This is a genomic window from Devosia ginsengisoli, from assembly GCF_007859655.1.
Taxonomy (GTDB): domain Bacteria; phylum Pseudomonadota; class Alphaproteobacteria; order Rhizobiales; family Devosiaceae; genus Devosia; species Devosia ginsengisoli.
Genome location: NZ_CP042304.1, coordinates 1,970,586 through 1,985,849 on the forward strand (window position 1 = coordinate 1,970,586; position 15,264 = coordinate 1,985,849).

Consider the following 15,264-nt stretch of genomic DNA (forward strand, 5'->3'; position numbering starts at 1 on the left):
TACACCTGGATCAGACGGGTTGTGTCGGCTGCGTGCTTTTGGCCACCGCATCTTCGGCCGCTTCTTCTGCCACGGTGACGCCGCCCTCGCGTGCCTGCTCCTGCGCATTGCTGAGCAGCAGGCGCCCCAGGCCCCGCCAGTCCTCGCCCGCCAGTTGCAGTTCGAACCGCTGGCGGTCGCGGTCGCGCACGCCTTCGACCACCTCGGCAGCCTCCTCCTCGCTCGCCCCCAGCGCCCTGACCGCCGCGCCACCGAATTCCAGCGCCGACTCGAACATCTCGCGCAACTGGTATTCCACCCCGGCCTTGACCAGTTCGATTGCATGACCACGATCGAAGGCCCGCGCCATCACCCGCACCAGCGGAAACTCGTCGCGCATCAGTTCGGCGATACGCGTCGTCTGTTCCTTCCGGTCGGTGCAGATCAGGATGAGGTCCGCGGTGTCGGCGCCCGCCGCATGCAGGATATCGAGCCGCGTACCATCGCCGTAATAGACCTTGAAGCCGATCTGCGCCGCCGCCCGTATCATCTCGGTGTCGTTGTCGATGATCGACACCGAGTGCCGCATCGCCAGCAAGGGCTGGCTGGCAATCTGCCCGAAGCGGCCGAAACCGATGATGAGGATGCGCCCGGACAGGCCATCGGCCGCCTCCACGCCCTCCATCGACTGCTCCGCCGCCTTGGGCATCACAAAGCGCAGCCCGATGATGAAGAACGGCGTCAACACCATCGAGACGATGACAGTCGCCGTGAAGATCGCATTGGTCGGCCCGTCGATGATCCCCGCCGAAACCGCCGTCGTATAGAGCACGAAGGCGAATTCGCCGCCCTGCCCCATCAGCACCGCCCGTTCCAGCGCCACGGCATGGCTCGCCTTGAGCAGCCGGGCGATGACATAGATGCCGGCCGCCTTGACCCCCATATAGGCCACCACGCTAATGGCAATGATCTGCCAGTTCTGCCCGACAATGCCGAGATCGAGCGACATGCCCACGGCCAGGAAGAACAGGCCGAGCAGGATGCCGCGGAACGGCTCCACATCGGCCTCCAGCTGGTGCCGGAAGGTCGAGGTGGACAGCAATACCCCGGCCAGGAACGCGCCCATCGCCATGGACAGCCCGCTCGCCTGGAACAGCAATGCCGCGCCGAAAATCACCAGCAACGCGGCCGCCGTCATCACCTCGCGTAGCTTGCTGGAGGCCAGCAGCGCAAAGAACGGGTTCATGATGCGCTGGCCGATAAAGATCAGCAGCAGCACCGCGCCGATCGGCGCCGCGATGCTCAATAGCCGGGTGATCATGTCGACCTCTTCGCCGCCGCCCGGCGCCAGGATGGCGACGATGGCCAGCAGCGGCACGATGGCCAGGTCCTCCAGCAGCAGGATCGACACCATGCGCTGCCCGCTATCGGTCGACAGCTCCCCGCGTTCCCCCAGGATTTGCATGACGATGGCTGTCGAGGTCATCACGAAGCCCATGCCGAAGATGAAGGCCACCACCGGCGCAAAGCCCAGCAGCACGCCCACGCCCGTCAGCAGCGCCCCACAACCAGCCACCTGGATAACGCCCAGCCCGAAAATCTGCTTGCGCAGCGCCCACAGCTTGGACGGCTCCATTTCGAGCCCGATGATGAAGAGAAACATCACCACGCCCAGTTCGGCCGTGGTCAGTATCGATTCCGGATCGTGGATCAGCCCGATCCCCGATGGCCCCAGCAGCAGCCCCGCCGCCAGATAACCGAGCACCGAGCCCAACCCGATCCGCTTGAACAGCGGTACGGCAATGACCGCCGCGCCCAGCAGCGCCACCACCGGAATGAGGTCCACGCCATGCGCCGCGGCTTCCGCCGCATGTCCAACAACCTCACTCGCCACCGCAGACTCCACACTTGGTCAGGAGCCGAGTTTTTCCGCCCCGCGCTATCGCGTCAAGCGCAACCGTCGCATGGCTGATGCTACGGCACTGATTCCGCGCCGCTCGGCGCAGTACCCTCAGGCGGCTGCAACCGCTCTTCCTTACGCTTCTCCTCCGGTTGCTGCTCGAGTTCGGCCTGCTCCCGGATAGCCTTGGCCGTATTGGCCAGCAATTCCTCGCGGTCGCTCATCCGCGCCGTGCGGCGCACCGGCCGGCTCGGCACCAGCGGCTTGCTGGGCAGCATATGCGCCAGCACCGAAGTCGCGATCAGCAGCGTAGGCACCGCCACCAGCCCCCCACCGGCCCCCAGGCCCATAGCCAGAAGGTGATGGAGAGGAAGATCAGGAACGGATTGAGCGTCATCGTCCGCCCGATGAAATGCGGCGTCACGATCTGCCCTTCGACGAAGTTGATGCCGACATAGCAGGCCACCGGCAGCAGAATCCCCGTCAGCTCCGTCTGCGTGCCCAGCCCCACGGCCAGCAGCACCAGCACCATCACGCCCTGCCCCACATAGGGGATATAGTTGAGCACCGCCGCCATCGCCCCCCACAGGATCGGCGAGGGCATGCCGATGGCCCACATGGCCAGCGACACCGCGCAGCCCACGCAGAAATTGATGAAAGTGATCGACAGCAGGAACCGGCTGACCTTCTGCTCCACGTCGCGGAACACATGCGCCGTGCGCCAGCGCATCCGCCGGCTGACACAGAGCGACAGCACCGAGATGCGGATATGGTCGCGCGTCGCCACGAAGAAATAGAGGCTGGCGAGGAAGATCAGCATCTGCGCCAGGATGGCCGGCGCCAGCATGGCGAGGCTGATCACCTGCCCGCCATCCTCCACCGTCACCGCCATGGCGCTATCGCTGCCCAATATGGACGAAATCTGCTCCTGGAAGGCACTGACCGATTGCAGCGGCCCCTGCAGGCTCGCCAATTGCTGCTGCAGCTTGGCCCAGATCATCGGCGCCCGCGCCACCCATTCCGACAGCGGCACCGCAAACAGCGTCACCCCCGCCGCGATAACCCCGATCAGCATCAGCACTACGACACCCGCCGACAAAGCCGGCGGCACGCCGAACCGCTCCACCCGATCGGCCACCGGCCCGAACATCAGCCCGATCACGATAGCCAGCGTCACCGGCGCCAGGAACACTTGTCCCACCTGCAATGCGAACAGCAAGGCGAGAAATCCCATGAACACGATGGCAACGCGCGCGGCATTGCCCGTTATGCGTTCGAACTGGCTTTCGCTCATGTCTTGTGGTGTCGCCGGCCTTGCTGCGCGTGCCATGTCATTTTTCCCGAAACCCCTCGCGGATCGGTAACGTGCCCCCGGCGCAAACGTTCCGTAGCGAGCCCTACGCAGGGCAGTCGACCGGCGCCCCGCCAGTCGCTAGTGTGCCGGCCGGATTCTCCCTCCCGTCAAGGCGCTTTCATGCCCCGCAAGATCATCATCGATACCGACCCCGGCCAGGACGATGCCGTCGCCATATTGCTGGCGCTTGCCTCCCCCGAAGAGCTTGACGTGCTGGGCGTCGTCGCCGTGGCCGGCAATGTGGGCCTGCACCACAATGCCAACAATGCCCGCAAGGTGGTCGAACTGTCCGGCCGTCGCGACATTCCCGTCTATGCCGGCTGCGCCCGCCCCATGCGCCGCCATCTGGTCACCGCCGAGCATGTGCATGGCGAAACTGGCCTCAACGGCCCCGACCTGCCCGACCCCACCATTCCGCTCCAGGCCCAACACGGCGTCGACTACATCATCGATATACTGATGGCTTCCGAACCCGGCACCATCACCCTCTGCACCCTCGGCCCGCTGACCAATATCGCCATGGCCCTGGTCAAGCAGCCTGCCATTGCCGAACGCATCGCCGAAATCGTCATGATGGGCGGCGCCTATTTCGAAGTGGGCAACATCACCCCGACCGCCGAATTCAACATCTATGTCGACCCCGAAGCGGCCGATGTCGTGCTCCGCAGCGGCGCGCCCATCACCATGCTGCCGCTCGACGTGACCCACCAGATCCAGTCCACCCCCGAACGCCTCACTGCAATTCGTGGCCTGGGCAACAGATCCGGCAAGGCCGTCTACGACATGCTGACCTTCTCGGAAGGCTTCGACCTCAAGAAATACGGCTGGTCCGGCGCCCCCCTGCACGACCCCACCGTCATCGCCTGGCTCCTCCGCCCTGACCTGTTCGAGGGCCGCCACTGCAACGTCACGGTCGAAACCGCGAGCGAGCTCACCGTCGGCATGACCGTCACCGACTACTGGCACGTCACCGGCAAGGTGCGAAACGTCAACTACCTCAGAACCGGCAATGCCGAAGGCTTCTACCAGTTCCTGACCGAACGGCTGGCCCGGCTGCCGTAACCCGAGTGGAGTTCCCCCTCTCCCCTTGCGGGAGAGGGTGGTTTTCCGCGTCCAGCGGAAAACCGGGTGAGGGGTCCTGCGCCTGCCCATGCTTCAATGCCTGTGGAACCAACCCCTCATCCGCCCTTCGGGCACCTTCTCCCGCAAGGGGAGAAGGGAAGAAGGAGTGGCACCTTGCCCCCATTCTCGCCCCAGCATAATCTCCGCCTCCCAACAGGACCCGCCCCATGGACCTCTTCACCCTCGCCGCCTTCACCATCGCCTATGCCATCGCCGTGCTGGTCCCCGGCCCCGGCGTCGCGGCCGTGGTCGCCCGCGCCCTGGGCGGCGGGTTCAAGGGCGCCTTCCCCATGGTTCTCGGCATCCTCGCCGGCGACCTGGTCTATTTCGTCTTTGCGGTTTTCGGCCTCGCCGCCATCGCCACATATTTCGGCCCGATCTTCGTCATCGTCCGCTGGGCCGGCGCCGCCTATCTGCTCTATGTCGCCTACAAGTTCTGGACCGCCCACCCCGGCTCCGAACAGATGAAGCCGAAAAACGAAGACAGTTGGAAAACCTTCCTTGCCGGCTTCTCGCTGACCATGGGCAATCCCAAGACCATCGTCTTCTACCTAGCCATCCTGCCCACCGTGATCCCGCTCGACCAGATGAACCCCGTCGCCTTCGCCGAACTGACCGCCATCGTGGTGATCGTCCTGCTCATCATCGGCTGCGGCTATGCCTGGCTGGCCTCGGCCGCCCGCGAAATGTTCAAGAGCCCCCGCGCCCTCGGCCGCCTCAACAAGACCGCCGGCGTCATGATGGCCACCGCCGCCGGCCTCGTCGTCTGGCAGCACTGATCTCTCTTCACCTCTTCCTTTGGGGGAGAGGTCGGCGCGCAGCGCCGGGTGAGGGGGCCTTCGCCGCCGACCAGCCCGGCCTCAGCCGAAATCAGCCGAAAATCGGCCGAACCTCGATTTCGCCCTCCCACCCCGGCCAATGCGCGGTATGGAGGTTCGCAAACCGCACCGCCCAGTCCATGGCCGCGGCCATATCAGGCACCTCATAGACGGCATAGCCGCCCACCAGTTCCTTGCTCTCTGCAAACGGCCCATCGGTAACGATCACTTTGCCGCTGCGTATATTGATGAAGGCGCTCTGCTCCCGGCCCATCAGCCCGCCCTGCGTCACCAACACGCCCGCCGCCTCGGCATCCGCACCCAATTGCCCGATCGCCTGCATCAGCGCCATTGGCGGCGCGCCCGCTCCGGCCTTGGTCGTCTTGACCAGTGTCATGACCTGCATCGTCTTTCTCCTTCTCTCTCAAGCCCATCCGGCCCTGCCTTCGCGACGAAGCACACTGCGCGGATTCGACAGCGGCACAAACCGACACCAAATTGCGCAATTGATGACCCACAACGCATAATCGCCTATTTTTTACGCAGTTTGACGCCCGATTGAGCGCCCACCGCGTCTGCGCCACACCAGCCCTCCGGTGAGACGCTCCAGTAAACCGCTGCCCCATAAGCCGAATTCTCCCGCCCATCGCCGTGGCACGCTTCCTGCTTTGTAGGGGCCATCGGTGTCCAATGGCGGGCACTCACAGGCAAAGCTGCCAACTGACAGACGCTCCGGCCCTCGGGCCGGGCGGGTCGGTTGGCGGCTTTTTTGTTTTCACGGCTGCCCGGCAGCGAAGCGGGAGAAACAGATGACCGAACGCCTCGTCATCATTGGTGCCGGCATGGCCTCGGGCCGCGCCCTCGAACATATTTTCGAGGATGCCCCCGGCCGTTTCGACGTCACCCTGTTCGGCGCCGAGCCGCGCGGCAATTACAATCGGCTGATGCTCTCCCCGGTCCTGGCGGGCGAGAAGGACTACGAGCAGATTATCACCCACGATGCCGCCTGGTACGAAGAGCACGGCGTCCACACCCGGTTCGGGGAAACCGTCACCGCCATCGATCGTCAGCGCAAGCTGGTCATCTCGAAAAATGGCGAAACACCCTACGACAAGCTGATCGTCGCCACCGGCTCGGCCCCTTTCATCATTCCCCTGCCCGGCAAGGACCTGCCCGGCGTCATGGCCTTCCGCGATCTCGACGACGTCAACAGCATGGTTGAAGTGTCCCGCCGTCCCGGCTCGAAAGCCGTCGTCATCGGCGGCGGCCTGCTCGGCCTCGAAGCCGCCGCCGCTTTGCGCGCACGCGGCATGGATGTGGTCGTGCTCCACCTCATGGGCCATGTCATGGAACGCCAGCTCGATCCGGCCGCCGGCTACCTGCTGCAGCGCGATCTCGAAGCCCGCGGCATCAAGGTTCACTGCAAGGCCCAGACCAAGGCCATTCTCGGCGAGACCAGTGTCGAAGCCGTCGCCCTCGAAGATGGCACCGTTTATGGCGCCGATATCGTGGTCATGGCCGTGGGCATCCGCCCCGAGGTCCGCATCGCCGTGGATGCCGGCCTGCATGTCGAACGCGGCATCGTGGTCAACGACCAGATGGTCACCTCCGACCCCGATATCCTGGCTTTGGGCGAATGCGTCGAGCATGAGCGCATGGTCTATGGCCTCGTCGCCCCGCTCTATGACCAGGCCAAGGTACTGGCCAAAACCCTCGCCAAGACAGATGCCGCCTTCCGCCCGGTCCAGACCGCGACCCAGCTCAAGGTCACCGGCGTCTCGGTCTATTCAGCCGGCGATTTCGCCGAGGCCGAAGACCGCAACGAGATCGTGCTGCGCGACGCCACGTCAGGCGTCTACAAGCGCCTCGTGCTCAAGCAGGACCGGGTCATCGGCGCTGTCCTCTATGGCGAAACCGGCGACGGCCCGTGGTTCTTCGACATGATCCGCAAGGGCACCGACACCAGCGACATGCGCGACACGCTGATCTTCGGCCAGGCCTATCAGGGCGGCTCCCCGCTCGATCCCATGGCCGCCGTCGCCGCCCTCCCCGACGATGCCGAGATTTGCGGCTGCAACGGCGTCTGCAAGGGCACCATCACGGGCGCCATCGCGTCCAAGGGCCTCACCACCCTCGATGGCGTCCGCGCCCACACCAAGGCCTCCGCCTCCTGCGGCTCCTGCACTCATCTCGTCGAACAACTCCTGCGCTCCACCTTGGGCGAGGCCTACAACCCCGCCGCCATCCAGCCCATCTGCCCCTGCACCGAATATGGCCACGACGATGTCAGGCGCCTCATCATCGCCAAGGGCCTCAAATCCATTCCGGCGATCATGCAGGAGCTGGAGTGGAAAACCTCCTGCGGCTGCGCCAAGTGTCGTCCCGCCCTCAACTACTATCTCGTGGCCGATTGGCCCGGCGAATACGAGGATGACGGCCAGTCCCGCTTCATCAACGAGCGCGTCCACGCCAATATCCAGAAGGACGGCACCTATTCCGTCGTGCCCCGCATGTGGGGCGGCATGACCAATCCGAAAGAGCTGCGCGCCATCGCCGACGTGGCCGACAAGTTCCAGATTCCCGCCGTCAAGGTCACTGGCGGCCAGCGCATCGACCTGCTCGGCGTGAAAAAGGAAGATCTCCCCGCCGTCTGGGCCGATCTCAATGCCGCCGGCATGGTCTCGGGCGCCGCCTATGCCAAGGGCCTGCGCACGGTCAAGACCTGCGTCGGTTCCGACTGGTGCCGCTTCGGCACCCAGGATTCCACCGGCTTCGGCATTCGCCTCGAAAAGTTCATGTGGGGCGCCTGGACCCCGGCCAAGGTCAAGCTCGCCGTGTCGGGCTGCCCGCGCAACTGTGCCGAAGCCACCTGCAAGGATATCGGCGTCATCTGCGTCGACTCTGGTTACGACATCCACTTCGCCGGCGCCGCCGGTCTCGACATCAAACCCACCGAACTCCTCTGCCACGCCGATACCGAGGATGAAGCCCTCGAGATCATCGTCGCGCTCACCCAGCTCTACCGCGAGCAGGGCCGCTATCTCGAGCGCATCTACAAATGGGCCAAGCGCGTCGGCAAGGAATCCATCCTGGCCAATGTCGTTACCGACCGCGACAAGCGCCGCACCTATTTCGAGCGCTTCGTCTACGCGCAGACCTTCGCCCAGGTCGATCCCTGGCAGGAGCGCGTCAACGGCAAGGACGCCCACGAATTCGCCGCCCTGGCCGAATTCGGCATGCCCGTGGCCGCAGAATAGGGAGATCGCCCATGAGCGACTGGATCGAAATCGGCACCATCGACGCCATCCCGCGCCGCGGCGCCCGCTGCGTCAACACGCCGGCTGGCCGCATAGCCGTGTTCCGCACCCAGGAAGACCAGGTTTTCGCCATCGAAAACCGCTGCCCCCATAAGCAGGGGCCGCTCAGCGAAGGCATCGTCCATGGCGCCTCCGTCACCTGCCCCCTGCATAACTGGGTTTTCGACCTCGCCACCGGCAAGGCGCTCGGCGCCGACGAGGGCCAGGTCAAAACCTACCCGATCGATCTCGTCGATGGCCGCATTTACCTGGCGCTCGAAGGCGCCCTGGTCGCCGCCGAATAGTGCCTTACCCAGCAAGCCCCCTGCTCCCAAGGAGACGATATGGCCTACGTCGTACCAACCGAATTTGTGACCAAGATGATCGACGCCGGCGAGGCCAAGGTCTTCATGTCCACCCGCGACACACTAATCCGCGCCTATATGGCCGGCGCCATCCTCACCCTCGCCGCGGCTTTCGCCGTCACCGTTAACGTGCAGACCGGCCAGCCGCTGGCCGGGGCAATCCTCTTCCCGGTCGGCTTCTGCCTGCTCTATCTCATGGGCTTTGACCTGCTCACCGGCGTCATGACGCTGGTGCCCCTCGCCCTCATCGACAAGCGTCCCGGCGTCACCCTGGCCGGCGTGTTCCGCAATTGGGGCCTGGTCTTTCTGGGCAATTTCGGCGGCGCCTTCACCGTCGCCGTATTGATGGCGATCACCTTCACCTTCGGCTTCAGCCAGGAGCCCAATGCCGTCGGCCAAGCCATCGGCCATATCGGCGAAGGCCGCACCGTCGGCTATGCCGAACACGGCGCCGCCGGCATGCTCACCCTGTTCGTCCGCGGCGTCCTCTGCAACTGGATGGTCTCGACCGGCGTCGTCGCCGCCATGATGTCCACCTCGGTTTCCGGCAAGGTCATCGGCATGTGGATGCCCATCATGCTGTTCTTCTACATGGGGTTCGAACATTCCATCGTGAACATGTACCTCTTCCCCTCGGGCCTCATGCTGGGCGGCCAGTTCTCCATCATGGACTACCTGATCTGGAACGAGATCCCCACCATCCTGGGCAATCTGGTCGGCGGCCTCGCCTTTGTCGGTCTCGCGCTTTATGCCACGCACAGCACAAGGGCCACGCAGCGCGCTGCCTCCGGCAAGTTCGTACCCGCCGAATAACCCGCCTCGAACGCTCAGCTCCGGCGGAGCGTTCTCCCCATGGACTGCAGATGAGCGCCAGCCTCGCCATTTCCCTCGGCCAGCATTCCGACAAGGGCCGCAAGCCCGCCAATCAGGATTTTTACGGCGCGCTGATCCCCACCCAGCCGGCACTCGACCTCAAGGGCATCGCCATCGCCTTGGCCGATGGCATTTCCACCAGCACTGTCAGCTCCATCGCCGCCCAGACAGCCATCAAGAGCTTCCTCACCGACTATTACGGCACCTCCGACGCCTGGCCGGTCAAGACATCAGCCCACCGCGTCATCTCGGCCACTAATGCCTGGCTCCACGCCCAGACTCGCGCTTTGGGCGCCGACGACGCCGATAGCGGCTATGTCTGCACGCTCAGCGTTCTCGTCCTCAAGTCACGCGCCGCCTACATCTTCCATATCGGGGATTCCCGCGTCTATCGCCTCGCCGGCCGCGCCCTCGAGCAGCTCACCACCGATCACCGCGTCCCCGCCGCTCCCAATCGCTTCTATCTCGGCCGCGCCCTCGGCATCGGCAGCAATGTCGAAATCGATTATCGCAGCGTCCCCGTCGGCACCGGCGATGTCTTCGTGCTCACCACCGACGGCGTCCACGAGCATGTCGATGGCGCCACCATCGCCGAGGCAATCGCCGCCCATCCCGACGATCTCGACACTGCCGCCCGCCACATCGTCACAAGCGCCTTGGCCAATGGCAGCCCCGACAATCTCACCATCCAGATCGTTCGCGTGGATGCCCTGCCCGGCGGCGAGGCCGCCGATTTCCTCGGCCAGTCCGCCGACCTACCGCTGCCGCCGCCCATCGAACCCGGCATGGATTTCGACGGATACCGCATCCTGCGCCCGCTGCGCGCCAATGCCCGCAGCCAGGTCTTCCTCGCGCAGGACAGCAGCGATGGCCGCCCGTGCGTCATCAAGGTACCCGGCTCGGACATGCGCAGCGATCCGGCCTTCCTGCGCCGCTTCATGATGGAAGAGTGGATCGCCCGGCGCCTCAACACGCCGCATGCCCTCGCCATCCACGATCAGGATCGCAAGCGCCACTATCTCTATCTCGCCACCGAATATGTCGATGGCCAGACCCTCACCCAGTGGATGGCCGACCACCCCCGCCCCGATCTCAACGCGGTGCGCGACATCATCGAGCAGGTCGCCCGCGGCCTCAACGCCTTCCACCGCCAGGAAATGGTCCATCAGGACCTGCGCCCCGACAATATCATGATCGACAAGACCGGCACGGTGAAGATCATCGATTTCGGCTCCACCAAGGTTCCGGGCCTCATCGAGGCCCAACCCATGGACGACGATGCCCAGCTCGGCACGGTGCAATATGCCGCCCCCGAATATCGCCTCGGCGATGCCGGCACCGATCGCTCCGATCAGTTCTCGCTCGGCGTCATCGCCTATCAGATGCTGACCGGCCAGCTCCCCTACGGCCCCCACGCCGCCATGCTGCACACCCGCGCCGATCTCGCCCGCCTGCGCTACCAATCCGCCTCCACCCCGGAATTCGGCATCCCCGACTGGATCGACCGCGCCCTCGAAAAAGCCGTCCACCCCGACCCTGCGCGGCGCTACGAAGCCCTCTCCGAATTTACCTACGACCTCCGCCACCCCAACCCGGAATTCGCCACGCTGCCGCCGCGCCCACTGCTGACGCGCAATCCGGTTCGCTTCTGGCAAATGCTGTCGCTGGCTCTTGCAGGCACGGTCCTCGTGCTGCTGGGCTTGCTTGTCGGGGGATAAGGGAGAAAGCTGGGGCCACACGCCACGGCCAAAAGACAGGCAAGCACATGCATGCCTCTCCATTTCTTATATGTAGATCGCAAGGCTCTTGCTTCAAGCCCCCGGTCATCCCGTAAAACACCGGCCCAGCCAGAAATTACGGAGCGACAGATGCGCAAAACCGAACATGCCGTGGTCATTGCCGGCGGCGGCCCCGTCGGACTGATGCTGGCAGGCGAACTGGCTCTCGCCGGCATCGATGTCGCCATTGTCGAGCGTCGCCCCGACCAGGGCCTGGCCGGCTCCCGCGCCGGCGGCCTTCATGCCCGCACCATCGAAATGCTCGATCAGCGCGGCATAGCCGACCGCTTCATTGCCGAGGGGCAGAAGGTCCAGGCCACCGGCTTTGCCGGCGTCACTTTCGACATCAGCGCCTTCCCCACCCGCCACCCCTATACGCTCGGCCTGTGGCAGGTCCATATCGAGCGCATCCTGGCCGCCTGGGTCGCCGAACTGGCCGTGCCCACCTATCGCGGCATCGCCGTAACCGGCCTCACCCAGCACGAATCCGGCGTCACCATCGCGCTCAGCGATGGCCAGTCGCTGCATGCGCAATATCTCGTCGGCTGCGATGGCGGCCGCAGCCTCGTCCGCAAGGCGGCCGGCATAGACTTCCCCGGCGCCGAACCGACCACCAGCAATATCATCGCCACGGTCGAACTGGCCGAACTCCCGCCCGAATGGGGCATTCGCCGCGACGCCGTGGGCATCCATTCGCTCGGCCGGGTGGATTACGAAATCCGCGATGGCAAGATCGTCTATGCCGATACCGGCCCGGTGGGCATCCTGATCACCGAGCAGCGCCCCGACGCCACCACCGAGCCCACCCTGGACGATCTCCGCGCCGCCATGATCGCCGTCTATGGCACCGATTACGGCGTCCACTCCCCCACCTCGATCGGCCGCTTCACCGATGCGGCTCGCCAGGCCGCCACCTATCGCAAGGACCGGGTCATGCTGGCCGGCGACGCCGCCCACACCCATCCGCCCGATGGCGGCCAGGGCCTGCAGACCGGCATGCAGGATGCCCTCAATCTCGGCTGGAAACTGGCCCAGGTGGTCAAGGGCACCTCACCGCAAAGCCTGCTCGACACCTACCACGCCGAGCGCCATCCGGTCGGCGCCCGCGTCCTGCGCAACACGCTTGCCGCCAGCACGCTGCGCCGCGATGACGACCGTACCCGCGCCCTGCGCGACACCGTGGCCGAACTGCTCGCGATGGACGAGCCGCGCACCCATTTCGCCGCCATGATGACCGGCCTCGATATCCACTACGACCTCGGCGAAGGCCATCCCCTGCTCGGCCGTCGCATGCCCGATCTCGACCTGCAAACCACCACCGGCCCGCTGCGCCTCTTCACCCTGCTGCACGACGCCAGGCCGGTCCTGCTCAATCTCGGCCAACCCGGCGCCATCGACATCGCCCCCTGGGCCGACAGGGTAAAGCTGGTCGATGCCAGCTCTGCCGGTCCCTGGACCCTCCCGGAACTTGGCCCGGTCCCCGCCCCCCACTGCCGTGCTGATCCGCCCCGACGGTTATGTTGCCTGGACCGATGCCCAGCCAAACCTCACCGCCGCCCTGACCACATGGTTCGGACCGCCAGCCGGCGCATGACAGCGAAATGATGGTATCGGAAAGCTGCTCCTGGCCCCGCTATCGGGTCAGGGCGCTCTCCTGTTCCTGGCTCAACCGGGAGGCGATGACCACTTCCACCCGGTTGCGCGCCTTGAGCTTGAGCATCAGCCCGGTCATGTAATGCTTGACCGTTTTCTCGCTGATATGCAGCGCCGCAGCAATCTCCCGGTTGGTCCGCGCCTGCATAAGATGGCCGACAATCTGCTTCTCGCGCACATTGAGCTTGATCGATTCATCCAGCGCCTGCCGTCGCGCCCGGTCCCGCAGCCCGTTCATCACCTGGCTGGCATATTGCCTGGTCACGAACATCTGGCCGGCCATGACCGTATCGATGGCTTCCAGCAGTTCCGATGATGGGCTGCCCTTGAGGGCAAAGCCGGTCGCCCCGGCATCCAGCGCCTTGAGCGCCGACTCGATGCTGCAAAAGGCGGTAAACACCACCACCTTGGTGTCGGGCGCCGTGGCCACGATCTGGGCAATGGTCCGGAACACATCGCCCGGCATGCTCAGATCCATGATGATGACGTCTGGGCTGACGGCCTTCACGATCTCAAGGCTGGAATCGGCGCAAACGGCTTGCCCGACAATTTGGTGCCTGTCGCTGCCGGCAAACAAAGACACCATTCCAGCAAGCAAAACCGGGTGATCATCGGCGATAGCGACTGTCGTCAATTTTCTCATGGTACGCCAACGGTACTAACCTGTCGCCCCAATAGTCCACAGGCGCCAAATCTACGACTAAATTAACGTTCGGTAAATTCACTTTCGGCAAGCCATCGAATATTTGATTAACGCAAGTGTCAGCATTACTTACTCTTCCCGGAAAGCCCGCACGATCTGGTCGGTGAAGGGCTTGACGAAATAGGCGATCGCCACCTGCTCTTCGGTCTGGACGAAAACATCCACCGGCATGCCCGGAATAAGCCCGCGCTCGCCCAGTTCGGACAGGTCTCCATTCACCTCCGCTTCGGCGAGATAATAGCTCTGCCCACTCTGCGGATCGCTGGTCGCGGCCGCCGATACGCGCGACACGATTGCCGGGATTTCCGGCGTCGTCCGCTGGTTGAAGGCACTGAAGCGGAGCTTGACCTCCTGCCCCAGCACGATTTGGTCGATATCATGCACGGCAATCTGGAACTCGATCTTGAGGTCGGCATCATCAGGGACGACGGTGAGCAGCCGTTCCGCCGGGCTGATAACCCCGCCCAGCGTGGTCACCGACAGCTCGTTCACCGTGCCCGTCACCGGCGCCCGGATGAGCGTCCTTGCCAGCCGGTCCTCCACCTCGGCCAGCCGATCCCGCAATTCGGTGATACTGGCGGCAACACTGCGCAATTCCCGCTGCGCATCGGTATAGGCCATGTCGTCAATGGCCAGGATTTGCAGCTTCACCTCGCTGATCCGCGCATTGGACCGCGCGATATTGGCCGTCAATTCCCCCTGCGACCCCAGCATGCGCGCCAGCTCGCGATCCGCCACGTTGAGCCGCGTCGTTTCGATCAGTGCTTTCTCGGACAGCGCGCCAATGCGGACGCGTTCGTCGCGCGCCAGCGCCAGTTCGTCGGCCAGCGCCGCCGCCTGGAATTGCAGCCCGCCCACTTCCTCTTCCAGTTGCGCCACCTGCAGCTCCAGCTGCTCGCGCTGCGACTGCCGGTTGCGCGCCGTGCTGTCGAACAATTGCTGCTCGCCCTGCAGGATGACCGCGGCATTGGGATAGGAGGCCAGGAAATCGCCAGGAAACGCGATCGCCTCCGCCGCATCGCGCTCGGCGATCAGCCGCGCCTGGCGCGCCACCAGCTCGGCAAGCTGCCCCCTCAGGATCGAACGCTCCGTCCTTATGGGAACATCCTCGAGTCGCAGCAGCACATCGCCGGCGACCACGCTCTGCCCCTTTTGCACGTTGATCGCCGCGATCACCCCGCCATCCAGATGCTGGACAACCTTGACATTCTCGGCCACCAGCACCGTTCCGCTGGAAATGACGGCGCCGGACAGCTTGGCCGTCGCGGCCCATCCGCCGATGCCGCCCAGCAGCAGGATGGCGGCGATACTGCCCGCAACCACCCGGCCGCGCATTGAAAAATCCGACATCTTGACCTTGCCCCGCGCGCGCTCGGCGCGCGGATAGGGTGCCGTCATGTCCATGGTGCTCATCGCGTCCTCC

12 protein-coding genes and 1 pseudogene are annotated in these 15,264 nt (G+C 64.8%); 7 read left to right on the forward strand and 6 right to left on the reverse strand.

The genetic code is table 11. From position 1 onward, the window contains the following. Window positions 1–10: 10 nt before the first annotated feature. From FPZ08_RS09690 to FPZ08_RS09700, 3 genes are all read right to left on the reverse strand, one after another. Window positions 11–1,873 (reverse strand): monovalent cation:proton antiporter-2 (CPA2) family protein, encoded by a 1,863-nt coding sequence (locus FPZ08_RS09690; RefSeq protein WP_246132847.1) that lies wholly within the window; start codon window positions 1,871–1,873, stop codon window positions 11–13. 80 nt (window positions 1,874–1,953) lie between these two features. Next, entirely contained in the window at window positions 1,954–2,202 is a 249-nt protein-coding gene (locus tag FPZ08_RS09695) for a hypothetical protein (RefSeq protein ID WP_146289783.1), read from the reverse strand. Then, window positions 2,181–3,209, reverse strand: coding sequence for an AI-2E family transporter (locus FPZ08_RS09700; RefSeq protein WP_146289784.1), 1,029 nt, complete (start codon window positions 3,207–3,209; stop codon window positions 2,181–2,183). The genes FPZ08_RS09695 and FPZ08_RS09700 overlap by 22 nt, the downstream gene beginning before the upstream one ends. Window positions 3,210–3,353: 144 nt before the next feature. Between FPZ08_RS09700 and FPZ08_RS09705 the strand changes: the two genes are divergently transcribed. Both FPZ08_RS09705 and FPZ08_RS09710 read left to right on the forward strand, forming a co-directional pair. Then, window positions 3,354–4,295 carry a nucleoside hydrolase gene (locus FPZ08_RS09705; RefSeq protein ID WP_146289785.1) on the forward strand — a complete coding sequence of 314 codons (942 nt, stop codon included), beginning with the start codon at window positions 3,354–3,356 and terminating at the stop codon, window positions 4,293–4,295. 227 nt (window positions 4,296–4,522) lie between these two features. Next, window positions 4,523–5,134 carry a LysE family translocator gene (locus tag FPZ08_RS09710; protein WP_146289786.1) on the forward strand — a complete coding sequence of 204 codons (612 nt, stop codon included), beginning with the start codon at window positions 4,523–4,525 and terminating at the stop codon, window positions 5,132–5,134. A gap of 91 nt (window positions 5,135–5,225) precedes the next feature. On the opposite strand, the gene FPZ08_RS09715 is transcribed toward FPZ08_RS09710, so the two are convergent. Continuing rightward, on the reverse strand, window positions 5,226–5,579 hold the full coding sequence (locus tag FPZ08_RS09715) for a YciI family protein (RefSeq protein ID WP_146289787.1): 354 nt from the start codon (window positions 5,577–5,579) through the stop codon (window positions 5,226–5,228). Window positions 5,580–5,982: 403 nt separating this feature from the next. On the opposite strand from FPZ08_RS09715, the gene nirB reads away from it, so the two are divergent. The 5 genes and pseudogenes from nirB to FPZ08_RS09740 all read left to right on the forward strand — a co-directional run bounded on the left by nirB (window position 5,983) and on the right by FPZ08_RS09740 (window position 13,079). Further along, on the forward strand, window positions 5,983–8,430 hold the full coding sequence (gene nirB, locus FPZ08_RS09720) for a nitrite reductase large subunit NirB (protein ID WP_146289788.1): 2,448 nt from the start codon (window positions 5,983–5,985) through the stop codon (window positions 8,428–8,430). 11 nt (window positions 8,431–8,441) lie between these two features. After that, window positions 8,442–8,774, forward strand: a complete 333-nt coding sequence (nirD, locus tag FPZ08_RS09725; protein ID WP_146289789.1) for a nitrite reductase small subunit NirD — start codon at window positions 8,442–8,444, stop codon at window positions 8,772–8,774. Window positions 8,775–8,813: 39 nt separating this feature from the next. After that, window positions 8,814–9,647, forward strand: coding sequence for a formate/nitrite transporter family protein (locus FPZ08_RS09730; protein ID WP_146289790.1), 834 nt, complete (start codon window positions 8,814–8,816; stop codon window positions 9,645–9,647). A gap of 50 nt (window positions 9,648–9,697) precedes the next feature. Next, a complete protein-coding gene (locus FPZ08_RS09735; protein ID WP_146289791.1) occupies window positions 9,698–11,425 on the forward strand; it encodes a bifunctional protein-serine/threonine kinase/phosphatase in 1,728 nt (575 codons plus the stop codon). 150 nt (window positions 11,426–11,575) lie between these two features. Next, window positions 11,576–13,079: pseudogene (locus FPZ08_RS09740) on the forward strand (FAD-dependent monooxygenase). 39 nt (window positions 13,080–13,118) lie between these two features. Here the strand turns inward: FPZ08_RS09740 and FPZ08_RS09745 are convergent. Then, window positions 13,119–13,781: a response regulator gene (locus FPZ08_RS09745; RefSeq protein ID WP_146289792.1), complete on the reverse strand. Its 663-nt coding sequence runs from the start codon at window positions 13,779–13,781 to the stop codon at window positions 13,119–13,121. Window positions 13,782–13,910: 129 nt separating this feature from the next. Continuing rightward, the gene (locus tag FPZ08_RS09750; RefSeq protein WP_246132848.1) at window positions 13,911–15,254 is read right to left on the reverse strand and encodes an HlyD family type I secretion periplasmic adaptor subunit; all 1,344 of its coding nucleotides are present in this window, start codon (window positions 15,252–15,254) and stop codon (window positions 13,911–13,913) included. Window positions 15,255–15,264: the final 10 nt, after the last annotated feature.